Below are 21,259 nucleotides of genomic sequence, written 5' to 3'. Positions count from 1 at the left end.
GTGGAGGCGAGCCTGCGGGAGCTGTCCGGCGACCTCCGCGACTTCGTGAAGAGCACTCCTGTGACATAACAGGTACGCGATCCGCCCGGTTTCTTCTATGTTTGTCCCTGGCTGTGACCATGTGCCCAAGGAGATGTTCGTCGTGAAGAAGCCTCTTGAAGGAGCCGCCCTGCGGGCCGGTGCCGTCGCCGTCGCGCTGACCGCCGGCCTGCTGACCGCCTCCCCGGCCGGCGCCACCGCCGCGACCGGCACGGAGTCCGTCGCCCTGGCCTCGCAGAACGCCGCCGCGGCCCGCCCGGGCAACGGCAGGATCATCTACGACGGCCTCAGCGGCGGCCGCGGCGTCCTCAAGATCAAGAACGGCACGCCGAGGGACGGCGTCGTCACCCTCGTCAAGGGCAGGACCAAGGCGATCAGCATCTACGTCCGAGCGAAGTCGTCCGCGAGCATCAAGGACGTCAGGGACGGCTCGTACCGGATCTACTTCACCACCGGCTCCCGCTTCAGCACCAGCAAGCGCAGGTTCGCCGTGGGGGCCGCCTACCAGCGCTTCAACCAGCGGCTGAAGTTCGTCACCACCGCCACCTCGTACAGCATCTGGACCATCACCCTCCACCCGGTCAAGGGCGGCAAGGCGCAGACCTCGCAGATCAACCCCAAGGACTACCCCGCCTGATCGCCGCCGGCCGGGGTCAGCGGGCCCCGGCCGTCTCCTTCTTGCGGGCCCGGTAGGCCGCCGCCTTGATCTTGTTGCCGCAGGACTCCATGCCGCACCACTCCCGCCGCCCGCCCCGCGAGCGGTCGATGAAGACCTTGGTGCACTCGGGGTTGGCGCACTCCTTCATCAGCGGCACCTCCGGGCCGCTGAGGAGCTCGATCGCGTGCCGCGCCACGGTGGACAGTGCCTGCGCCGGCGTCGCCTCGACCCACCGCCCCTCGGCGGTGAGCTGGGGTGTCGCCGGCGGCTTGCGCGCCGTCTCGTTCACCAGGGCGAGCGCCTCGTCGTCATATCCGTCGTCGGCCAGCCGGGCGGTGACCAGCGCGTAGACGGCCTCCCGCACCGCCACCGCATGGACGAGGTCCGCCTCCTGGCAGGGGGAGACGGCGTCGACGATGCCGGACTCCAGATACCAGGCGTCGAGCCGGTCCGGGGCGTCCAGCGTCTCGAAGCGCGTGGTGCGGCGCGCCCGGAGCGTGCAGGCCAGGTCGAGCGCGGGGTTGCCGCACAGAAAGACATGCTTCACATCACCAGTTTGACAGGTGACGTCTCGCCGTGCAATCTCCGTCACTGCTCAAGCCGGTGACTGGCCGTCTTTCCCGTCGTCGAGCCAGCGGGGATGGTGCTTCCTGGCCCACGCGGTCGTCACCCAGCCCGTACGCATCCCGCGCCGCGCCTCCGGGTCCCGGTACGCCAGCCGGATGTGCCCGACCACGACGGCGGCGATCGCCACCGCCGTCAGGTCGTGCACGAAGATCGCGCTCGCGCGGGGGATCCCCGGCAGCAGGCCGGTGAACCACATCAGCAGGCCGGTGAACGTCATGACCGGCACAGCCCCGGCGATCCATCCGGCGTAGACCTTCTGCCCGGCGTTGAACTTGCCGGCCGGGCGCGGTCCCGGGATCCGCCCGCGTACCCCGCGCAGCCACTCCCTGTCGTACGGCGCCAGCCGGTTGAGCCCGCGCAGGTCGGCCCGGAACGCCCGCGAGGCGAGACCGAGCAGGACGGGCACGGGCAGCAGCAGCCCCGACCACTCGTGCACGACGACCATCAGATGGCGGCGGCCGACCAGCTGGGCCAGCGGCGGGAAGTACAGGCAGGCCGCCGTCCCCGCGCACAGCAGCATGAGCCCGGCGGTCGCGCGGTGAACCAGCCGCTCGCCCCGGCTGAACCGCCGCCGCGAGCCCTCAGGCCGCCGGGTCGAGCCAGCCGTCGACGTCATAGCCGTACTCCTCCCAGTAGCCCGGGATGACCTGGTCGGTGACGGAGATGCCGGACAGCCATTTGGCGGACTTGTAGAAGTACATCGGGGCGACGTAGAGCCGCACCGGGCCGCCGTGGGCGTGCGTGACCGGCGCGTCCAGCATGTCCAGGGCCACCAGCACGTCGGCCCGGCGGGCCTGTTCGAGCGTGAGGCTTTCGCTGTAGACGCCGTCGAAGCAGGTGAAGCGGACCGCCTTGCCCTCGGGACGCACCCCCGCCGCGTCGAGGAGGTGCGAGAGCAGCACCCCGGAGAAGGGGACGTCCGGCACCCGCCAGCCGTCGGTGCACCGTGCCTCGCCGACGACCCGGGTCTGGGGCAGCGCGCGCAGCCCGTCCAGCGTGTACGTCCCCGGCCGCTCGACCAGGCCGCCGATCTCCAGCCGGTAGTCGGCCGCGGTCTTCCTGGGCACCGAGGCCGCGACGCTGTAGTACCGGAAGCCGCCCGGGTTGGGCAGCAGCCCGCTGAGCCCGGTGGGGTCGTTCTGGGAGGCCGCCCCGAGGAGCCGTTCCCAGCCGCTCCGCACGAGAGGCGCGGCGGCGAGGCCGGCGGCGCCCGCGCCGAGCATCGAGAGCATCACCCGTCGCGCGATGGGCGGGCCGCTCTCCGCTGAATGTCGTTCATGGGTCACATGGGCGATTCGAGCACCCGCGGCTCCTGGCTGCGCGGAAAGGCGGAGTCCCGTAAGACTTCCGTCACTATTGTCCCCGAGTGCGCGTTTCGCTCGCCGGCGTCAGCCGTTGAGCGCGCTGGCGAGGGTCACGGCCGCGCTGACGAGGAGAGCGGCCAGCACCACCTTGCGGAAACGATCCGGATCGATCCGGCTGAAGATCGCGTTGCCGGCGAACCACCCCAGCTGCACGACGGGCAGGCCCACCAGCCCGATCCAGAGCGACTGGGTGTTCACCTGGCCGGCCACGGCGAACCCGATCAGGCTGAACACGCTGGTGCCGGCGAACACCGCCGAGAGGGTGGCGCGGAACTTGGCGGGCTCATAGCCCATGCCCTGGAAGGCGGCGACCATCGGCGGCCCATTGGTGCCGGTGGACGTTGAAAGCGCGCCGGACACGAGACCGACTCCCACCAATACGGGGACATTTCCGGGCACCTTCACGCGCCGCCACACCATCACCGTGCAGCCTAAGACTCCGACCCCGATCAGCGCCGTGAGCAACCGCTCGGACGTCACCCCGTACACCCAGAGGCCGATCGGCAGGCCGAGCACGATGCCGGCCATAGCGATCATGGCCACCTTCCACTCGGCGTGGTGACGCTGGCGCACGGCGATCGTGATGGTCATGGCCAGGGCGGACATCGTGGTGGAGACCACCGCTGTATGGGGGTCGACCGCGAGGGCCAGCAGCGGGGTGGCGACGAGGGCGTACCCGAATCCGGTCACGGCGTGCACCGTTGAAGCAATCAGGATGATCACGGCGGCGGCAAGCAGCGTGGACACCTATCACACTTTGCCATAGATCCATTTAAATGATCCAGTATTGTCAGGGGTTAATTAGGAGCGAATTACATGAGTGGTCAGGAATCTGCGAGTTACGTCGTCAGCCCGTCACTCGATGGCGACCAGGCCGTCATCTTCGTTCCCGGCCTGGGGGGCCGGACGAAGTTCGTGGACCGGTGGAACGAACCGGGCCGGGAACCTGTCATCCGCCGGGCCGGCTGGAGCGAGCCGATGAGCGTGCCCTCCGTCGACGAGCGCGGCGCGGTGCTCGCGTCCCTCGTCGCGGACTCCGGTGTCACGGAGGTCGTGCTCGTGGGGCACAGCATGGGTGCTCTGGTCTGCCTGGAGGCGGCCAGACACCTGGAGCGGCAGCTTCGCGGCATCGTCGTCATGTGCCAGTACCCGCCGCATCGCACGCCTGTCTCGCCTCTGGCGGAGCTGCCGGACCGGGCGCTGGCCGAGGAGATCGAGGCGCCGCCGCACATCCTGGACACGGTCGCCCTCCCCGAGTACGCACGTCTCTGGCGGTCCGAGTACCGCCTCCTCAACCGCTATCTGGAGTCGGACCCGCGCCCGGTGCTCAACGCGCCGATCGTCGCGGTCGGCGCCAGAGACGATGCGAGCTCCTGGGACGCCGAGTGCCTCGACGACTGGAGCCAGTACACGACGGAGTGGCTCTCGGTCCACCTGATCGACGGCGGTCACCAGATCGTCGAGGAGTTGCCTGCCGAGACCCTTCGCGAATGGGTCAGGAAGGTTCGCGGCTGAGCAGCCGTCGCAGCTCGGCGGACAGTTCGGCCACCGTCGGGTGGTCGAAGATCACGGCGATGCCGACGTCCACGTCGAAACCCCTGCGGATCTCCTCCACCAGCCCCACGGCGGCGAAGGAGTCGCCGCCCAGCTCGAAGAAGTCCTCGTCGGGGCGGACCGACTCCACACCGAATTCGGCGCACCACATCTCCGTCAGCCGGGCCTCCAGCGAGGCCCCGTCCGACGGCGTTTCATCCGTGACGCGATCGGGCGATGCGTCCTCTTCCGCATCATCGTCCGGCGTGACCTCGGGGTTCTTCAGCACCGCGTCCTCGCCCGCCAAGGTGATCGCCACCTGTCTGTGGCCGGGCCCGCCCAGGATGCGCAGCAACATGCCGACCCCGGCCGCGGGCGTGATCCCCGGGTCCCGCTCCTCACGGTAGGTCTCGGGGGCGACCATGGACTCGTCGACGCGGCGCATGGTGAAGCCCCTGACTTCGACGGCGACGTCACCGCCGGCCGTCAGCACGTCGATGTCGGCCACGATCGTGTCCGAACCGCTCGGACGCCGGCGGATGTGGCTGTACGCGAGCCCCGGTATCGGCCGGTGCACCACGATCGACTGGTACGCGAAGGGCGCGTGCGGGGGCTCGTGGTCAGGATCCCGCGCCAGGGACACCGCCGCGTCCAGCAGGGTGGGGTGCAGGGCGTGCTCGTCGAGCTCATGGTCGAACGCCTCGGGAAAGGTGAGTACGGCGAGCTTCGTGCCGGCGTCCTCCCCGGAGATCCAGATCTCCTCTCCCGGCCATCGCGGACCGATGGTGAACAGCCGGTTGTCAGGATCGTTCGCGGGCACCCGCCGCTCGGGCAGCGACGCGCGCAGCCCGTCCAGGTCCACCGTGCCCGCACCGGCGTCCGCCAGCCGGATCTCACCCGTCGTGTGGACGCGGTAGTCGCCGGACGCGCCGGGGGACGGCGAGAGCGGCGCGGAGCGGACGGTGAATCGCCAGAGGTCCTCATGCGGTTCGAAGCCCACCTCGAGCGACACGGGCTCCGGGGTGGTGATCGGCTGCCGGAAGACCATGTGGCGCAGCTGCGCGGGCCGCCCGTCCGGGTGATCGATCGCCTCGCGGAAGGCGCGCAGGACGAAGTCGACCTGGGCCGTGCCCGGCAGCACCGGCACGCCGTTCATCCGGTGCTCGTCCAGGATCGGATAGTCCTCGGCCGACAGCGGGGTCGACCACCGGCGCACCTCCGCCCCCGGTCCGGAGCGCCCGGCCTGCGGCTGCCGCCCCTGGCGGGCGGCCATGCCGACCTCGGCCCAGGACGGCCAGTTGATGGTCATCGAGGCGCAGCCGGCCAGGGGCTGGCGGCGCACCAGCGCGTCGAGGAAGGCGTTCGCCGCGGCGTAGTCGGCGCTGCCGACCAGGCCCCTGAGCGCCGCGCGGCTGGAGAAGGCCACGAAGAAGTCGAGGTCCGTCCGGCCCCGCAGCACCTCGACCAGGGCCAACGTACCGTGGACCTTCGGCGCGAGCGTCGCCGACACCTGCTCCCGCGTCCGGAACTGGAGCATGCCCCCTCCCGCCACGCCGGCGAGGTGGAACACCCCGTTGACGCCCCCGAAGGAGTCCGACGCCCGGTCGATCGCGCGCCGCAGCGCCTCCACGTCGGTCACGTCGCAGGCCTCGACGCGGCACTCGGCTCCGAGGGCCCGGATCTCGGCGAGCTCGGCGTCGTGCCCGCCTGTCGCATGGCGGCCCAGCAGCAGCAACCGCGGTCGCAGGCCGGTGTCCGCCAGGCCGCGCGCCACGGCCAGGCCGAGGCCGCCGAGCCCGCCGGTGATGACGTAGGCACCCCCGCGCCGCAGGTCGGCAGGGCCCACCCCGCCAGGGACGAGCTCCCGCTCGCCGGGGACCCAACGCCGATCCCCCCGCAGGGCGACGATCTCCGATCGCTCGGGGCCGCGCAGCTCCCCGAGCAGCCGATCGTCGATCGCGCCACCCTGGACGTCGACGAGCTTGCACCTGGCACGCGGGTTCTCGAGCATGTAGCTCCGCAGGAGCCCGAGCAGCATGGCCCGCACCGGATGCACGCTCTCGCCGCCCGTCACGTCCGCGGACAGCTCGGTGACCACCAGGACGTCGCGGGCGCGCTTGTCGGGCGCCCGCCGGGCCGCCTCCTGCAGCAGCTCGACGATCCGGTGGAAACCGGCGTCGAGCTGGTCGTCGATGTTGCCCAGGTCAGGCTCGGCCGGGTCTCCGAGCTGCGTCGCGTCGACGATGAGGTCCGGGTATCGCCGCGACTCTCTCAGCTCGTCCAGCAGCCGGACGACGTCCGCCGGGTGCCGGGGGCGGATCACGAACTCGTCCGCCGCCTCCGAATACGAGGAGCCGTGCCGCACCCGTAACGCGTCCCACCCGGCCTTGCCGAGCAGGGCGGCCAGCTCGCCGGCCCGTCGCGGATCGTCGGGCAGGAACACCAGCGGCCGGTCCCGAGCGGGGGTGTCGCGGTGCCCGCCCGGTGCGGCCTCCACCCACGTGGGCAGCCGGTACACCGCGCGGCCCGCCGGCTCCCGCGCCTCCTGAGCGGGCGAACCGCCCGGCGACGCCTGCTCGATCCAGTGCCGCTCGCGCTGGTACGGGTAGCCCGGCAGGGGCACGCGTTGCCGAGGACCCGTGGCACTCAGCGCCGACCAGTTCACGTCCGCGCCGAGGGTCCACATCCGGGCCAGCGCGTGAAGGAACGAGGCGCGCTCGGTGGCGCCCTTCGACGGCCCGTTCGGGAGCGTCGGCACCGCCAGGTGCCGCGTGGCGCGCACCTGAGGATGTGACCGTACGAGGGTCGTGAGCGTCCGCCCGGGGCCCACCTCCACCAGCACCCGGTCACCGCCGGACAACACGGCATCGAGCGCCTGCTTGACCAGGACGGGCCGGGTGAGCTGCCGGACCCAGAAGTCCACGCTGCGCACCTGCGCCGCCTCCACCAGGCCGCCCGCGGACGCGGAGCAGACCTGCCAACGCGGGCTGCGTGGCCGGATGCCGTCGAAGGCCGATCGGAACCGCTCGGCGGCGCCCGTCATGGCCGGGGTGTGGAAGGCGTGCCGCGCTCTCAGCCGGGAGGCGGCGAGCCCCGTCCCGGCGAGGACCTCGTCCTCGAAGCGGCGCACGTCCTCCACCGAGCCGCCGACGACCGTCTGCCGGTCGCCGTTCACCACGGCGACGCCGAGGCTCCCGAAGAGCAGCGGCGTCACGGTGTCCAGGTCGGCCGCGACCGCCACCATCGCGCCCTGGGGCGCCTCGCCCATCGCCCGGGCGCGGGCGCTCACCAGCCGCACCGCCTCCTGGAGGGTGAACACCTCGGCGAGCGCGGCGGCCGCGAACTCCCCGATGCCGTGGCCGAGCAGCACGTCGGGCTCGACGCCGAGCGCCAGCCACAGGCGCCCCAGCGCGTACTCGACGCTGAAGAGCAAGGTGGTGTCCTCCAGCCCTTCCGACGCCCCCTCCCAGATCTGCCGCTGCGCCAGGCCGTGGGCCTCGAAGAGCTCGAAGCACTCGTCGAGTGCCGCGCCGAACACCGGTTCGGTGCGATAGAGCTCCGCCGCCATGCGGGCGTGCTGCGCCCCTTCTCCCGGGAACAGGAACACCGTGCTCCGGTCCGCCGGCTCCTCCGGCGTGACGATTCGCCTCGCGCGGTCGAGCACGGCGGTGGCCGCGTCGGACAGGCTCTCGACCACCACGGCGCCTCGGACCGGGTGCGGCGTGCGTCCCTTCTGCAGCGTGAACGAGACATCGGAGAGCGGGTCCGCGCTCTCCTCGAAGGAACGGGCGAGCCGCTCCGGGTAGGCCTCGGCCGCGGACGGCGTCCGTCCTGACCACACGATCAGCTGCGTGGGTCCCGGAGCCGGGGCGACCGCGCGGGGCGGCGCCTCTTCGAGGATCGCGTGCGCGTTCGTGCCGCCGATCCCGAACGAGCTGACCCCCGCCAGGCGGCGGCCGGCCGATCGAGGCCAGGGCCGCAGCGTGTCGTTGACGAAGAACGGTGAGTCCCCGAGCCCGAGGAGCGGGTTCACCTCCTCGAGATTGATGCTCGCGGGGATCTGCTCATGGGCCAGCGACAGCGCGGCCTTGATCAGCGAGGTGATCCCCGCCGCGTGACCCAGGTGGCCCACGTTCCCCTTGATCGATCCGATGGGGCACTGCCCCGACGTCTCCCGGGCGCCGAACGCCTTCCGCAGCGCCGCGATCTCGATGGCGTCACCCAGCCGGGTCGCGGTGGCGTGCGCCTCGACGTACCCGATGTCCCCGGGACCCACGCCGGCGACCTCCATGGCCCTCAGCACGACCTCCGCCTGCCGATCGGCGCTGGGCGCGGTGAAGCCGACCTTGTTCGCGCCGTCGTTGTTGACGGCCACGGCGCGGATCAGCGCGGAGATCCGATCGCCGTCGGCCAGGGCGTCGGCGAGCCGCTTGAGCACCACGACGCCGACGCCGCTGCCGAAGACCGTGCCGCCGGCCGCCGCGTCGAAGGGGCGGCAGTGGCCGTCCCGGCTCAGCGGGCCGTCCTGGGCCCACCAGTACCCGTGACCGACGGGGAACTCGACGTCGGCGCCGCCGGCCAGGGCGACGTCGCACTCGTGGAGCCGAAGCGCGTTCACGGCGAGATGCACGGCCACGAGCGAGCTCGAACACGCGCTCTGCACGGTCATGCTGGGGCCGTGCAGGTTCAGCTTGTACGAGACCAGCGTCGAGGCGCTGTCGGGGTTGTTCCACATGCCGGCCGCCATGCCCGTGGCACTCCGCAGCGCCTCCAGGCTGCCGAGGACGCGGCCGATCCCGTAGCGGTTCGCGGCGACCGACGAGAACACGCCCGCTCTGCCGAGCCTCGAAGCGTCGTAGCCGGCGTTCTCGACGGCGGCGTGCGAGGTCTCCAGATACAGCCGCAGCTGCGGGTCGCACGCCTCGGCCTCGCGCCGGGTCAGGCGGAAGAACTCGGCGTCGAACAGGTCGATGCCCTCAGGCTCCGCCACCGCCCGCACGTAGGCCGGGTCGTCCAGCGCTTCGCGTGACACGCCGCTCGACCGGAGCTCGTCCGCGGACGGGAAGCGCACGGCCTCCTCCCCGGCCACGAGGTTGCTCCAGAGCTGCCGGGTGTCGACCGCGGCCGGGAAACGACCGGCCATCCCGATGATCGCGATCGGCTCAACGAGGTCACCCATGTCGTCCTTCTTTCAGGTTCTCCCGCAGGTGATCGGCAAAGGTATTCAGGGTGGGATATTGGAAGACGAGCACGGGAGAGATCTCCGTTCCGAGACGCACCGAGACCTCCGCCACGAAACGCATGAGAGACATCGAGGTGAAACCCGCCTCGAAGAACCCGCCGTCGGGGTCGATCCGGCCTCCGCCTCCGCCTCGGCCGAGAGCGGATTGCGCGCTCTCGTGAAGGACCTCCCACAGCGTCGCCGCCCGGTCCGCACCCTGCCCGCCAGGCGAGTCGCGCACCTCGATGCTCGAAGGCATGACCGCGGGGTCCAGGAAGTCGCTGAGCACCGCACGAACCTCGTCGCCGTCGAACGCCGCCGCGGGGCCGCGCACGACGGTCAGGCGCACGGATCCGACCCCGTTGCCGTCCTCGACGAACGTCGCCGTCGCGTCGACGATGCCGGCGACCCGGGCGGCCGCGCCCTCGATCTCGTCCAGCTCCACCCGCGTGCCGTTGACCTGGACCTGCCGGTCCGCCCGCCGGAGGAAGCACATCGAGCCGTCCGGCAGCCGGCGGACGATGTCGCCGGTGTCGTACCAGCGCCGGCCGTCGTGGCCGGGAGCCGGCAGCGGGGTTCCGTCGGTGTAGCCGAGCGCGCAGGCGGCGGCTTCCACGTGCAGCCGGCCCGCACTGTCGATCTTGACGGAGGCGTGGCCGAGCGCGCGTCCGATGGGAACCGGGTCCTCGCTCGCGACCCCCTCACCGGGCGGCACCTGGTGCATGCACACGACCTGCGGGGTCTCCGATGCGCCGTAGCAGTTGGCGATGGTGGCACGCGGGGCGAACCGGGCCGTCGACCGCAGCGCCGCCGCCGTGAGCCGTGCGCCCACCGAGCAGACCAGCCGCAGGCTCTCGACGGGAAGCCCAGACGAGCCGGCCATGAGCTGGAGGAGGACCGGCGAGCCCTGGAGCACGGTGATGGAATGCTTCGCGAGCCAGGCCGCCGTCAGCCGGGGATCCGAGGCCGTGCGGCTGCCGGGAATGAACAACGTCGCGCCGGTGAGCCAGGGCGCGATCAGCTCCCGCAGGCTCGGGTCGTGGCCGGGCCTGCTGAGAAAGGCGATCCGATCGGATTCGTCCATGGGCAGTTCCTTGAAGAACGCCACGCTGGCGGCCTCGAAGGCCGCCCGTCCGACGACGATCCCCTTGGGCCTGCCCGTCGTGCCGGACGTGAAGAGGACATGGCTGACTTCTCCCATGTCCTGGCCATGGAGCTGCCGGCCGGTGTCCAGCGGCTCCAGACCGGTCAGGGCGGGCCCGAAGGCCGCCGCGGCACCGGTGGCCGTCAACGCTCCGCGTACCCGCTCAGGACCCCAGTCCCCGAGGATCGCCGGGACGGCGCCCGCGCGCCAGACCCCCACGATCCGCGCGACGAACTCCGGGCTCCGCTCCGCCGGCACGCCCACCACGCGGCCCTCCAGGCGGTGACCCCGTACGACGTCGCCGACGTCCTCGCTGAGCGCGGCGACGTCGCCGAAGGTGATGTCACGGCCCTCGTGGACCAGGGCGACCCTGCCCGGATCGCGTGGCACCCGTCCGAGAAGCCCCGGCGCGGCAATGCCGGCCGGGTCACGGACGGGACTGATCAGCTCGTCCCCTCGGCTCACGCTAGCCTCCCTCGGATCGGGTCATAACAGCTCATCCCACGCCGAGTGGAAGTACCTGGGGTGCGCGCCGCGTAGCTCGCTCCAGTGCTTCCTGCGCTGCTCCGCCGGCGCGGTGTCGATCCGGCGGGCCGGGCGATCCCCGGCCGCCGCCCACGCCAGGTGCGTCAGCGGGAGCACGGCCGAACCACGCCTGGCCTTGCCCAGCTCCGCCCCGGCCCCGGTGACGACGCTCGACAGCCCCATCGCATAGGCGTGCCTGACGGGTTCGTAGATCGCGGCGTTGAAGTACACGAACGGGTCCGGCGCGCCGTCGTCGAGGCGCCCGAAGTCCGTCACGTACAGCCGGTCATGCCAGCGGCACAGGACTCCGGCGCCGACGACGTGGCCCCGCACCCGGCACAGCACGGCCGTCGCCGCGGCGTCTCCCAGCGCGGCCGAGTACTGCGCGAGGCGGCGCGTGACCGCGTCCACGCCGTACGCCATCCCGTGCTTGGCCCGCACGTTCACGATCATCGGCGCGACGGTCGCGATGGCCTCGCGGAGAGGGACGGTCTCGGTCGCACAGGTCCTGGCGAAGAGCCCCACCTCCCTGCGGACGCTGGTGCGGGTGTTCCGTGGCAGCGTCGCGAGGTAATCCTCGAAGCCCCCACCGGGGAGCTCCAGCTCGGTCTGCGCGACGCTCGCCAGCCGGTGGTGATCTCCGTCGCCGACGACCGGAGCGAGATCTCTCCATGAGGAGGCGTCGAGGAACAGGAAGAAGGTGTACGGGAGCCCGCGCTCGACCGCCACGGCGCAGGCGGCGTCCCGAAGCGCGTGCAGGACCGCCGTCCTGGTCGTGGCCGGCAGGGTGCGGTCGACGATGAGCCGCGTGCTGAATCCCGCACGGGAACCGGCGAGCAGTCCCAGCCGGCCGCCGGGCGGACCCGCGGCGTGCAGAAGGTCCTGGAAGTGGAGCTCCGGCCAGTACAGGAAGTCACCACGACTGGGGAGCGAGTCATAGAGGGGAAGGGCGCCGAGGATTCGAGGATGCCCGGGTTGACGGGCGATCAGGTAGGTGACGGGTGCTTCGCCGGATTGCTCCAGAGCCCGCAGCCACGCGCGGCTCTGGAACAGGTCCCGCGGGTCGGCGACGTCATCCCACGCGCGCCCGGCGATGTCGTCCAACGAGGGGACGCGCTCGACCGTCACGAGCCCGGGCACTTCTGGCTGTATTTCTGGAATTTTCTGGTGCGTCATCGAAACACCGCAGTCACGGTCAGCCGGGCTCGTGATGGAGCCATTCGAGCAGGTCTGGCTCCGCGAACTCGGCTATCCGGCGGTCGTAGTGCGCTCGATCCTCAACGGTGAGGAACTGCTGCCATTGGCCCGACTTACCGCTGCGGAAAAAGCGTTCGCGATCGCGGATGTAGCCCAGTTGCTCATCGGGTGCGAGTTCGTCCGCGCGATTTCGCATCTGTTGGAACGTTGCCGCCTCGACCAACTCCGGCCACCTGCTCTCGTCGATCTCGATGCCGAGCCGTCCGGCGAGCCGTCGCATCTGGCCGGGGAGGTCCTCGGAGAGCTCGGCGTAATGGAGCAGGATGACGTTCGGCTCCGAGCGGCGGACCCATGCGCGGCTCTGCGTCCAGATCAGCGCGCGCAGCGAGTCGAGGTTGGCGTACGGCGAGTCGTCGTTGTCGACCCAACGTAACAAGTACGTCCGTTCGTCGAGGAGGTCCCTCTCGTCATGACCGTCGACCGGGGCCTCGGCCGCCCCGTTGCCGGGCTGGGCGGCCTGGTGGATCAGCCGGCGGATCACCTCACGCTTGAGGTTCTTGCCGTGGCTGCGCAGGGAGATGGCGACATCGCGCGGATCCCGGCCCACCGTGATGTAGGTGACCTGCGGATCGGCCGGGATGCCGTCGAGCGGGATGTGGGTCTTGATGAAACGGCGGTGCCGCTGCGCGGACAGGTGGTCCCAGACCTCCTGCTTCGGACGTACGAGCATGTCGATCCACGGTGAGAGGCTCGACAGCGGCGCGGGCAGCTGAGGCGTCTGGAAGACCAGGAGCGCGCAGATCATCTGGGTCCAGGTGGTGCCGCACTTGGCCGGGGAATTGATGACGATGTCGCCAGGCCGGAATTGGAACCCGTCCCACCGAGAGCTGTCCTCCATCGGTGTGAGGTAACGAGCTAGATGCGTCGTCATTTGTGTGAGTTTAATCACTACACATGAGTTACGGAAGGTATGTGATTGTGCGTGTGCATTCCGTATAAGAATTGGGATTTGGCCATATTACTGATCTGACTAGCGGGGAATTGTTCCGGTAAACTCTCCTGTCTGGGTATTTGATGATCAAATCGCGGGCTCACCAACCGCGCAGGGAGTAGGCGGTCACCTCATCGGGCAGTTCGGCGACGCGGGACAGCGCGCCGGTGCCGATGTTCCAGCCGAGCAGCCTGTCCCCGCTCTCGATGATCACCGTGTCCTGGCCGATCCAGCCGCGTACGGGGCAGCCGCCCTTCCCGCACCTCGTGTCAGGAGCGTCGCCCCAGGGCAGGAGCAGCGTCCTGACCACCCGTCCCGTGTCGGCGTCGGCCACGACGACCACGTCGGCGTTCTCCGACTGGTCTCCGCGGGCGAACGCCGACCTGGCGACGAGGTCGCCGCGCTGCCATCCGTGGTTGCCCAGGACGCCCACGGGCATGCCGCCCTCGCCGGTGAGGCCCCGGACGTCCAGCGCCACCTCCGACCCGCCCTCCTGGATGACCGTCCGGCCGCCTTCGCCGGGCGAGACGATCCTCAGGTCGCGATAGCCCGCGACACCCGTGAAGCCCTGGTACGACTGCCGTCGCGCCTTCCCCGTGGCCAGGTCGAGCAGGTAGTTCGCCTTCTCCTGCTCGACGAGGAGTTGCTCGCCGCGCCAGAGCACCACCTCGTTGAACCCCGGCACCTTGTAGCGCCTGGTCTGGCCGATCACCAGGTCGACGACCACCACCGCGTCCTTCTGCGGGAAGGCGGCCATCGTCCCGTCGGGGGAGAGCGAGTTGGGCTTCAGCGCCGTCCCGCCGTTGCCGGCCGAGTCCACGGAATCGCTCAGTTTCACATCGAGGGGGACGCGGCCGTCGGCCTTCACCAGGTAGATCCGCCCGTCGCCGAACTCGGCCAGCGCCAGCACGGGTCCGGGAACCGAGGTCACGACGGGGATGCCGGCCCACTTCTGCGGCAGCCCGGTCGCCAGCGCGGGCAGCCCCGCCTCGCCGCTGGGCGGCGGCGCCGTGTCCATGGGCGGGGTCGACGGGATCGTGGGCGTGGGGGTGGCGCTGGGGTACACGGTGATGCCGCGCTCGACCGGCTCCGGGGACACGACGATCTCCACCGCGACGAGCGTGGTGAGCGTCGCGGCCACCGCGGCCACCGTCCACCGGCGGCGGGCCCGGCTCCGCCTGCCCTGCCGCCACAACTCGCCCGCGCGGGACGGCCCCTCGGGCAGCGTCTCGGCGAGATCGTCGAAGAGCTCCCGCAGCCTCTGGTCCGTCATATCAACACCTCTTCCAGCTCGGGAGCGACCTCGCGCAACCGCTTCAGCGCCGCGTGCGTCTGGCTCTTCACCGTCCCGGGCGAGACCCGGAGGATCGCGGCGACCTCCCCGACGGGCAGGTCCTCGTAGAAGCGCAGCACCAGCACCGCCCGCTGCTTCACCGGCAGCCTGGCCAGCGCGCGGGCGAACACCACCTTCAGGTCCGACGCTCCCGAGGTGTCGTGATCCGCCAGGTCGGGCGGCTCCCCGTAGGCGAATTCCCGCCGCCTCCGCCAGCTGGACGCCACGTCCCTGTACAGGGTGGTACGTACGTAATTGACCGGGTCGGTATGCACTTTCGACCAGCGGCGCGCCAGTTTGATCAGGGCATCCTGGAGGACGTCCTCGGCCAGATGCCTGTCACCGCTGATGAGGATGGCCGCCCGCAGCAGCCGCGGGTGCCAGGCGGTGACGAAGGCCTCGAACGCCTCGGAATCCGTCATGTAAACAAGACGCTCGGGAGGCGGTGAACGGTTGGGGTCTCCGCGAAATCCGCCGGTGATTCGGGCCGTGGTGACGTGAATCACCGTCACCGGCGCCTCTTCGGTGTCACACCTCCCGTCCCGATTTCGTCTTGTGAGTGAGGCACTTTTAGGGGGCTCACATGCGTTCGTTGCCGGCCAAGCGCCGCTCGTTTCAGTTCTCCCACTGGTCGTTCATGTTCGCCGAGATCGCCGTCTGGTCGTTCGTCGTCCTGGCGGTGACCGGGGCGGTGCTGATGGTCTTCTACGACCCCGGCATGTCCCAGGTGACCTATGACGGCTCGTACGGCCCGCTGCGCGGACTCCTCGTCAGCAGGGCCTTCGACTCGACCATGCACCTGAGCCTGGAGGTGCGCGGCGGCCTGCTCATCCGCCAGGTCCACCACTGGGCGGCGCTCGTCTTCGTGGCGGCCGTCGCGGTGCAGCTGCTGCGGATGTTCCTCACCGGCGCGTTCCGCCGCCCGCGCACCGGGCAGTGGCTGATCTGGGTGACCCTGCTGGCGCTGGGCATGGCCGCGGGCGAGACCGGCAACGCCCTGCCCGACGACCTGCTGTCGGGCGGGAGCCTGTGGCTGATCAAGTCGGTCGTGCAGTCCATCCCCGTGGTGGGCACCTGGGCGCTGTCGCTGCTGTTCGGCCCGGACTTCCCCGGTGACAGGGTCATTCCGGTCATGTACGGGGGCCACCTGCTGGTCGCGGTGATCATGGCCGCGCTGCTGATCGCCCGGGAGCTGCTGGTACGGCGGCACGGCCACTCCCGGTTCGTCGCCTCGCTGCCGGCGCGGCGGAGCGTGCGCCCGACGATGGCGTTCGCGACGATCGGCATGCTGATCATCCTCGGGTTCGGGTTCCAGATCGCCCCCATATGGCTGTACGGCCCGGCGACGCCGACGCAGATCTCGGCGGGCTCGGTTCCCGACTGGTACATGGGGTTCCTCGACGGCGCTCTGCGGATCATGCCCGGATGGGAGCTCACCGTCGGGGACTACACGCTCAGCCTCGCGGTCATCGTCCCCACGCTGGTGATCCCCGGGGTCTTCTTCACCGCACTGGCCGCGTACCCGATGGCCGAGCGCTTCCTCGCCTCGCGACGCGGCCGCCGCGACGCGCTGGGCCGGCCCAAGACGACCGGCCGCATGGCCCGCGAGACGCTCGCGCACGACCTGCTCGATCGGCCCCGCGAGACGCCGGTGAAGACGGCCGTCGCGGTCGCCGGCGTCACGTTCTACGGCCTGCTGTGGGCGGCCGCGGCCAACGATCAGTTCGCCCACCAGTTCCAGCTCACGGTCGATGCCGTGACGATCTTCTTCAGGTACGCCGTGCTCATCGGCCCCGTCATCGCCTTCGTCATCACCCGGTGGATCTGCCTGGCCCTCCAGCAGACGGATCGCGACGTGGCCGAGCACGGAGTGGAGACCGGGATCATCGTGCGGTCCCCGGACGGCGGATTCCACGAGCGGCTCGCGCCGGTGCGGCGGGAGCCGGCGATCACCTCAGGGCGATGACAGGTACGCTCGCCCCGCCCACCGTCACACCGGCGAACAGGACATCGACGTGCGCGACACGCCCGCCCCGCGGCTTCCGAAACTGACCGAGGCCGAGCTGAGCGAGGAACAGCTGGCCCTCTACCGGCAGATCACCTCGGGTCCCCGCGCCGCAGGGCCCCAGCTTTTCGCGCTCCAGGACCAGGACGGGGCGCTCAACGGGCCCTTCGGCGTGATGCTGCACGCGCCCCTCCTCGGCGGCCCGCTCCAGGAGCTGGGCGCGGCACTGCGCTACCGCACGCGGATGAGCGCCCGCACCCGCGAGATCGCGATTCTCGCCGTTGCCGCGGCGACCGGGAGCGACTTCGAGAGGTACGCCCACGAGCGGGTGGGCCGCGCGGCCGGGCTCACCGAAGAGGAGCTGTCCACGCTCGCCTCCGGCACCTTCACCTCCGCCGATCCCACCGAGGCGGCGGCCTACCGCCTGTGCCGGCGGCTGCAGGACGACCCGCGCCCGCTGGACGACGAGGAGTACGCAGCCGCGGCGGGACCGCTCGGACGCGAGGGTGTCGTGGAGCTGGTCGTCCTCATCGGCTACTACCGCACTCTCGCGCAGCTGATGGACGTGTTCGCGATCGGCGCGCCACTCTAGCCGGCTCGCGGGCCCGTCAGGACGGGGACGGCAGCGCGTCCAGGTCGATCAGGTTGCGATCGGGGTCGGCGGCGTCGTACAGCACGCGAACGCGGGTCCGGCCCCGCAGGCGGGGACCCGGGTCGTCGCGGAGGTGGTCACTGGCCGCGGTGTACGTCCGGCCCGTCCGCTCGTCCTGCCACGTCGCATGGACGACGTACGGGTGCCGGTTGTTCACCCGCACGCTGAAGTCGCGTCCCACGTGCTCGATCTCCGCCCACACCTGCTGTCCCTGCTCCCGGAGCCAGGCACGCAGCCGGGCGATCCGCCGTCCCTTGACGAACAGGACCGTACCGATCGGGGTGAACACCACCCCCAGCCCGCCGACGATCAGCGGAGCGAGGAACGCCGACGAGAACGACGCGATCCGCGCGTCGGACGGATCAGCCGGGTCGTAGGCGACGGGCACGCTTTCGCCCTTCTGATGGGACGGCGGGTTGCTGCCGGTGGAGCTCTGGAACGCGTACCGCCTGCCGCCGACGGTGAACTCCACGGTCGGGTACCAGTACGTCGCGCGGCGGGTATGGCCGTCGGAGCTCCGGGTCGTGCTGGTCCGCGCGGTCAGCTCGACCACCGTGCCGTCGGTCCGCTCGGCCGAGGCCAGGAAGCCCGCCGTGGAGGCGGCGATCGCGATGCCGACGCAGAGCAGCACCAGCCCGATCAGACCGAAGATCCCGCCCACGATGGTGAAGAGCCGTCCGTTACGCATAGGACGAGTGTGCCCGATCGGCCCCACGGGGCCCGCGGCGGTCCAGCCGGGAAAGGGCTCGTCCAGGGCCTGGGTGATGGCGCAGTGACGGTGAGGTGACGGCCGGGTTATGGCCTGGGCCGACACTACCGGCAGAGGCTCTGCGGCTACAGGACGAGGAAGGCCGATGGCGACGAGATTCACCTATCCCGGTGTCTATCTTGAGGAGATCGAGAGCGCGGTCCGGCCGATCGTCGGCGTCGACACGTCCGTGGCGGCGTTCGTCGGCCTGGCGCTGGAGGGTCCGCGCACCCCGACGACGATCAACAGCTGGACCGAGTACGACAGCACCTTCGGCGGGCTGTGGACCGGCAGCGAGCTGAGCTACGCGGTCTACCAGTTCTTCCTCAACGGCGGCGCCAAGGCGATCGTCGTACGGGTCGGCGCCGACACCCAGTACGCCACCATCGACCTCGGTGACGGCGTCAAGCTGCGGGCCACGGCCCCGGGCACGGCGGGCAACACGCTGACGGCGACCGTCAAGCACGACCCCGCCGACAGCAAGCACTACACCCTGACGATCAAGGTCTCCGGCAAGGCGACCGAGACGTACGAGATCTCCATCGACGCGGCCCTGCGCGGCAGGTGGCTGGACCGGGCGCTGGAGACCTCCCGGCTGGTCGGGCCGGCCGACGGCAGCGCGGTCGACAAGCGGCCCCCCGAAGGGGACAAAACCGTCACTGCGGCGGCCGACGTGACGCTCAACGCCGCCGACGTGATCGGCGACCCGGTCCGGCGCACCGGCATGCAGGCCCTGCTCGACGTGCCGATCTTCAACCTGCTGGTGATCCCGCCGCAGCTCGCGCCCCCCGCCTCCGGGACCCCCGACGACAGGGACGCCCGCTGGGCGCCGGTGATCGACGCGGCGGCCCGGCTGTGCGTGGACCGCAGGGCGATGCTGCTGCTCGATCCGCCCTTCTCCTGGACCACCGTCGCCAACGCGACCTCGGGGGCGGGCGCGGGGCTGCCGGTCACCGGCGTCGCCGGGCGCAACGCCGCCGTCTTCTACCCGCGCCTCACGATCTCCGACCCGGCGGGCGGCCCCGACCTGACCGTGGGGCCCATCGGCACCGTGGCCGGGGTGTTCGCCCGCACCGACACCCTGCGCGGGGTGTGGAAGGCGCCGGCGGGGGTGGACGCGGCGCTGGCCGGCGTACGTTCGGCGACCGTGGCGCTGACCGACGCGGAGAACGGCGGCCTCAACCCGCTGGGCGTCAACTGCCTGCGCACCTTCCCCGTCTACTCGCACGTGCTGTGGGGGTCGCGGACCTGCCGGGGCAACGACGAGGTGGGCGACCCGTGGAAGTACGTCCCCGTCCGCAGGCTCGCCCTGTTCATCGAGGAGACGCTGTTCCGCGCCACCAAGTGGGTGGTGTTCGAGCCCAACGACGAGCCGCTGTGGGCCTCCATCCGGCTGAACGTCGGCGCCTTCATGGACGGCCTGTTCCGCCAGGGCGCCTTCCAGGGCAGGACGGCCCGGGAGGCGTACTTCGTCAAGTGCGACAGGGAGAACAACCCGCAGGCCGACATCGACGTCGGCGTCGTCAACGTGGACGTCGGCTTCCAGCCGCTGAAACCCGCCGAGTTCGTGCGCATCCGGATCCAGCAGAAGCGTCCCGACGCCTGACGATCGGCCACTCCCTAGGAGCGACATTGGTTCAGTTCTCCGTCAACACCACTCGCCTGGACCCGTACAAGAACTTCAAGTTCCGGGTGAAGTGGGACAACAAGTACGTCGCCGGGATCAGCAAGGTCAGCGCCCTGCGCCGGACCACGGAGGTGGTCGAGCACCGCGACGGCGGCGACCACTCCAGCTCGCGCAAGTCGCCGGGCCGCACCAAGTACGAGCCGATCACCCTGGAACGCGGGGTCACCCACGACCCCGAGTTCGAGCAGTGGGCCAACAAGGTGTGGAACTACGCCAACGCCCAGGCCGGCCCCGACCAGCGCGACCGCGAGGTGGCGCTGGCCTCCTTCAGGAAGGACCTCGTCATCGAGGTCTTCAACGAGGCGGGCCAGAAGGTGCTGGCGTACCAGGTCTTCCGCTGCTGGGTGTCGGAGTTCCAGGCGCTGCCCGACCTCGACGCCAACGCCAACGCCATCGCGATCCAGCACCTGAAGCTGGAGAACGAGGGATGGGTGCGCGACCTGAGCGTCACCGAGCCCACCGAGCAGGACTCCTGAGGGGCGGTCCTGGTGACAGTGGTGGCCGGTGCTGCTGAGCTGCTCGACGCGTGGGAGGCGGGCTGGGACCGCACGCCGCTGGAGCGGGGCCTCGCCCTGCTCGCGGCCGGTACGGGCCGCACCCCCGGCGAGCTGGCCCACCTGACCGTCGGGCAGCGCGACCGGGCTCTGTTCGAGCTGCGCGCCGCGCTGTTCGGCTCCAGCCTGGACGGCGTGTCCACGTGCCCGGAGTGCGGCACGGACGTGGAGGTCTCCTTCGACCAGGAGCAACTGCTCGACCCGCCGTCCTCGGCACCGTGCCGGCTGCCCACCAGCGCCGACGTCGCCGCCGCGCTGTCCGAGCGCGACCCGTGCGAAGCCCTCGTCGGCCGCTGCTCCGAAGCGGATGACATCGAGAAGACGGCCGCGGCCTGGGCCGCGGCCGACCCGTTGGTGGACGTGGAGCTGTGCCTGGCGTGCCCCGGCTGCGGGCTGGAGTGGGCCGAGTCCTTCGACATCGTCAGCTACCTGTGGTCGGAGCTGGACGGCTGGTGCCGCAGGACCCTGCTGGAGGTGCACGACCTGGCCGCCGCCTACGGCTGGACCGAGCCGCAGGTCCTCGCGCTGAGCGCCTGGCGGCGGCAGTGCTACCTGGGGCTGGTGAGATCGTGAGCGGCCTGGTCCAGCGGCTGATCGCGCGCAGCCGCGAACCGGTGACCGGCATCCGCCCCCGCCCGGCCTCGCTGTACGAGGACCAGCCGCCGATGAGCCGCGCCCAGGCCGAACCGCCCGCCTTCTCCGACGCGCCGGACCCCGCCCCGGCCGCCCGGCCGCCCGCCGTCCCCGCGACGAGACTCCGACGGCCCGCGGCGGAGGAGACGGAGGCGTACGAGGAGCACGAGATCGACATGGAACGGCCCCCGCGCGCCCCCGAGGAACCTGGCCGCGAGCGGACCCCGCCGGTGCCGTCCGTGACCAGGCCCGATGCGGTGGACCCGGCCGTCGCGACCCGGGCGCCGCGCGCCGGGTCGACGAGGTCATCACCGCCTGCCGGGCAGCGGGCCACGACCTGGTGATCGT

The 21,259-nt window shown here is 71.1% G+C and carries 19 protein-coding genes; 8 read left to right on the top strand and 11 right to left on the bottom strand.

All coding sequences use genetic code 11. The features are described from left to right. The first annotated feature begins 142 nt into the window (after positions 1 to 142). The gene (locus ABZX61_RS34280) at positions 143 to 676 is read left to right on the top strand and encodes a hypothetical protein (protein WP_355200242.1); all 534 of its coding nucleotides are present in this window, start codon (positions 143 to 145) and stop codon (positions 674 to 676) included. A 16-nt stretch (positions 677 to 692) separates the two neighbouring features. Here the strand turns inward: ABZX61_RS34280 and ABZX61_RS34275 are convergent, their stop codons facing one another. From ABZX61_RS34275 to ABZX61_RS34260, 4 genes are all read right to left on the bottom strand, one after another. After that, positions 693 to 1,244, bottom strand: coding sequence for a CGNR zinc finger domain-containing protein (locus tag ABZX61_RS34275; protein WP_355200241.1), 552 nt, complete (start codon positions 1,242 to 1,244; stop codon positions 693 to 695). Positions 1,245 to 1,292: 48 nt separating this feature from the next. Beyond that, positions 1,293 to 1,940, bottom strand: coding sequence for a cytochrome b/b6 domain-containing protein (locus ABZX61_RS34270; RefSeq protein ID WP_355200240.1), 648 nt, complete (start codon positions 1,938 to 1,940; stop codon positions 1,293 to 1,295). Beyond that, entirely contained in the window at positions 1,906 to 2,610 is a 705-nt protein-coding gene (locus tag ABZX61_RS34265) for a molybdopterin-dependent oxidoreductase (protein ID WP_355200239.1), read from the bottom strand. The genes ABZX61_RS34270 and ABZX61_RS34265 overlap by 35 nt, the downstream gene beginning before the upstream one ends. 102 nt (positions 2,611 to 2,712) lie before the next feature. Then, positions 2,713 to 3,435: a sulfite exporter TauE/SafE family protein gene (locus tag ABZX61_RS34260; RefSeq protein ID WP_350727512.1), complete on the bottom strand. Its 723-nt coding sequence runs from the start codon at positions 3,433 to 3,435 to the stop codon at positions 2,713 to 2,715. Between the two features lie 69 nt (positions 3,436 to 3,504). On the opposite strand from ABZX61_RS34260, the gene ABZX61_RS34255 reads away from it, so the two are divergent. Next, positions 3,505 to 4,203, top strand: a complete 699-nt coding sequence (locus ABZX61_RS34255) for an alpha/beta fold hydrolase (protein WP_355200238.1) — start codon at positions 3,505 to 3,507, stop codon at positions 4,201 to 4,203. On the opposite strand, the gene ABZX61_RS34250 is transcribed toward ABZX61_RS34255, so the two are convergent. From ABZX61_RS34250 to ABZX61_RS34225, 6 genes are all read right to left on the bottom strand, one after another. After that, positions 4,184 to 9,400, bottom strand: a complete 5,217-nt coding sequence (locus ABZX61_RS34250; protein WP_355200237.1) for an SDR family NAD(P)-dependent oxidoreductase — start codon at positions 9,398 to 9,400, stop codon at positions 4,184 to 4,186. The two genes, ABZX61_RS34255 and ABZX61_RS34250, sit on opposite strands and share 20 nt — an antisense overlap. Next, the gene (locus tag ABZX61_RS34245) at positions 9,393 to 11,051 is read right to left on the bottom strand and encodes a non-ribosomal peptide synthetase (protein WP_355200236.1); all 1,659 of its coding nucleotides are present in this window, start codon (positions 11,049 to 11,051) and stop codon (positions 9,393 to 9,395) included. The genes ABZX61_RS34250 and ABZX61_RS34245 overlap by 8 nt, the downstream gene beginning before the upstream one ends. Positions 11,052 to 11,072: 21 nt before the next feature. After that, positions 11,073 to 12,287, bottom strand: a complete 1,215-nt coding sequence (locus tag ABZX61_RS34240) for a peptidogalycan biosysnthesis protein (protein WP_355200235.1) — start codon at positions 12,285 to 12,287, stop codon at positions 11,073 to 11,075. Positions 12,288 to 12,306: 19 nt separating this feature from the next. Then, the gene (locus ABZX61_RS34235) at positions 12,307 to 13,239 is read right to left on the bottom strand and encodes a sulfotransferase domain-containing protein (RefSeq protein ID WP_350727517.1); all 933 of its coding nucleotides are present in this window, start codon (positions 13,237 to 13,239) and stop codon (positions 12,307 to 12,309) included. 160 nt (positions 13,240 to 13,399) lie between these two features. Next, complete coding sequence (locus tag ABZX61_RS34230; protein WP_355200234.1) at positions 13,400 to 14,572, bottom strand: hypothetical protein; 1,173 nt, start codon at positions 14,570 to 14,572, stop codon at positions 13,400 to 13,402. After that, the gene (locus ABZX61_RS34225; protein ID WP_350727519.1) at positions 14,569 to 15,054 is read right to left on the bottom strand and encodes a SigE family RNA polymerase sigma factor; all 486 of its coding nucleotides are present in this window, start codon (positions 15,052 to 15,054) and stop codon (positions 14,569 to 14,571) included. The genes ABZX61_RS34230 and ABZX61_RS34225 overlap by 4 nt, the downstream gene beginning before the upstream one ends. Positions 15,055 to 15,215: 161 nt before the next feature. Between ABZX61_RS34225 and ABZX61_RS34220 the strand changes: the two genes are divergently transcribed. Both ABZX61_RS34220 and ABZX61_RS34215 read left to right on the top strand, forming a co-directional pair. Beyond that, a complete protein-coding gene (locus ABZX61_RS34220; protein WP_355200233.1) occupies positions 15,216 to 16,598 on the top strand; it encodes a cytochrome b N-terminal domain-containing protein in 1,383 nt (460 codons plus the stop codon). 49 nt (positions 16,599 to 16,647) lie between these two features. Further along, positions 16,648 to 17,229: a carboxymuconolactone decarboxylase family protein gene (locus ABZX61_RS34215; RefSeq protein WP_355200232.1), complete on the top strand. Its 582-nt coding sequence runs from the start codon at positions 16,648 to 16,650 to the stop codon at positions 17,227 to 17,229. Positions 17,230 to 17,245: 16 nt separating this feature from the next. Here the strand turns inward: ABZX61_RS34215 and ABZX61_RS34210 are convergent, their stop codons facing one another. After that, positions 17,246 to 17,977 (bottom strand): DUF3592 domain-containing protein, encoded by a 732-nt coding sequence (locus tag ABZX61_RS34210; protein ID WP_355200231.1) that lies wholly within the window; start codon positions 17,975 to 17,977, stop codon positions 17,246 to 17,248. A 166-nt stretch (positions 17,978 to 18,143) separates the two neighbouring features. On the opposite strand from ABZX61_RS34210, the gene ABZX61_RS34205 reads away from it, so the two are divergent. Genes ABZX61_RS34205 through ABZX61_RS34190 form a run of 4 tightly spaced genes read left to right on the top strand, consistent with a single transcriptional unit; the run spans position 18,144 to position 21,255 of the window. After that, entirely contained in the window at positions 18,144 to 19,643 is a 1,500-nt protein-coding gene (locus ABZX61_RS34205) for a phage tail sheath C-terminal domain-containing protein (protein ID WP_355200230.1), read from the top strand. A gap of 26 nt (positions 19,644 to 19,669) precedes the next feature. After that, positions 19,670 to 20,200 carry a phage tail protein gene (locus ABZX61_RS34200; RefSeq protein WP_192784721.1) on the top strand — a complete coding sequence of 177 codons (531 nt, stop codon included), beginning with the start codon at positions 19,670 to 19,672 and terminating at the stop codon, positions 20,198 to 20,200. A 12-nt stretch (positions 20,201 to 20,212) separates the two neighbouring features. Beyond that, positions 20,213 to 20,851, top strand: a complete 639-nt coding sequence (locus tag ABZX61_RS34195) for a hypothetical protein (RefSeq protein WP_355200229.1) — start codon at positions 20,213 to 20,215, stop codon at positions 20,849 to 20,851. Continuing rightward, positions 20,848 to 21,255, top strand: a complete 408-nt coding sequence (locus ABZX61_RS34190) for a hypothetical protein (protein ID WP_355200228.1) — start codon at positions 20,848 to 20,850, stop codon at positions 21,253 to 21,255. The genes ABZX61_RS34195 and ABZX61_RS34190 overlap by 4 nt, the downstream gene beginning before the upstream one ends. Positions 21,256 to 21,259 lie beyond the last annotated feature (4 nt).

It is taken from the genome of Nonomuraea sp. NPDC003709 (assembly GCF_040610775.1).
Lineage (GTDB): Bacteria > Actinomycetota > Actinomycetes > Streptosporangiales > Streptosporangiaceae > Nonomuraea > Nonomuraea angiospora_A.
The sequence above is the reverse complement of the archived record's forward strand: the minus strand, read 5'-3'. Positions and strand labels throughout refer to the sequence as shown.

What these genes read in the sequence shown, in the direction of transcription:
- ABZX61_RS34270 (WP_355200240.1), bottom strand. Translation starts at nt 1,940, where the DNA reads ATGACGTCGACGGCTGGCTCGACCCGGCGGCCTGAGGGCTCGCGGCGG.
- ABZX61_RS34255 (WP_355200238.1), top strand. Translation starts at nt 3,505, where the DNA reads ATGAGTGGTCAGGAATCTGCGAGTTACGTCGTCAGCCCGTCACTCGAT.
- ABZX61_RS34250 (WP_355200237.1), bottom strand. Translation starts at nt 9,400, where the DNA reads ATGGGTGACCTCGTTGAGCCGATCGCGATCATCGGGATGGCCGGTCGT.
- ABZX61_RS34240 (WP_355200235.1), bottom strand. Translation starts at nt 12,287, where the DNA reads ATGACGCACCAGAAAATTCCAGAAATACAGCCAGAAGTGCCCGGGCTC.
- ABZX61_RS34235 (WP_350727517.1), bottom strand. Translation starts at nt 13,239, where the DNA reads ATGACGACGCATCTAGCTCGTTACCTCACACCGATGGAGGACAGCTCT.
- ABZX61_RS34230 (WP_355200234.1), bottom strand. Translation starts at nt 14,572, where the DNA reads ATGACGGACCAGAGGCTGCGGGAGCTCTTCGACGATCTCGCCGAGACG.
- ABZX61_RS34225 (WP_350727519.1), bottom strand. Translation starts at nt 15,054, where the DNA reads ATGACGGATTCCGAGGCGTTCGAGGCCTTCGTCACCGCCTGGCACCCG.
- ABZX61_RS34220 (WP_355200233.1), top strand. Translation starts at nt 15,216, where the DNA reads ATGCGTTCGTTGCCGGCCAAGCGCCGCTCGTTTCAGTTCTCCCACTGG.
- ABZX61_RS34210 (WP_355200231.1), bottom strand. Translation starts at nt 17,977, where the DNA reads ATGCGTAACGGACGGCTCTTCACCATCGTGGGCGGGATCTTCGGTCTG.
- ABZX61_RS34205 (WP_355200230.1), top strand. Translation starts at nt 18,144, where the DNA reads ATGGCGACGAGATTCACCTATCCCGGTGTCTATCTTGAGGAGATCGAG.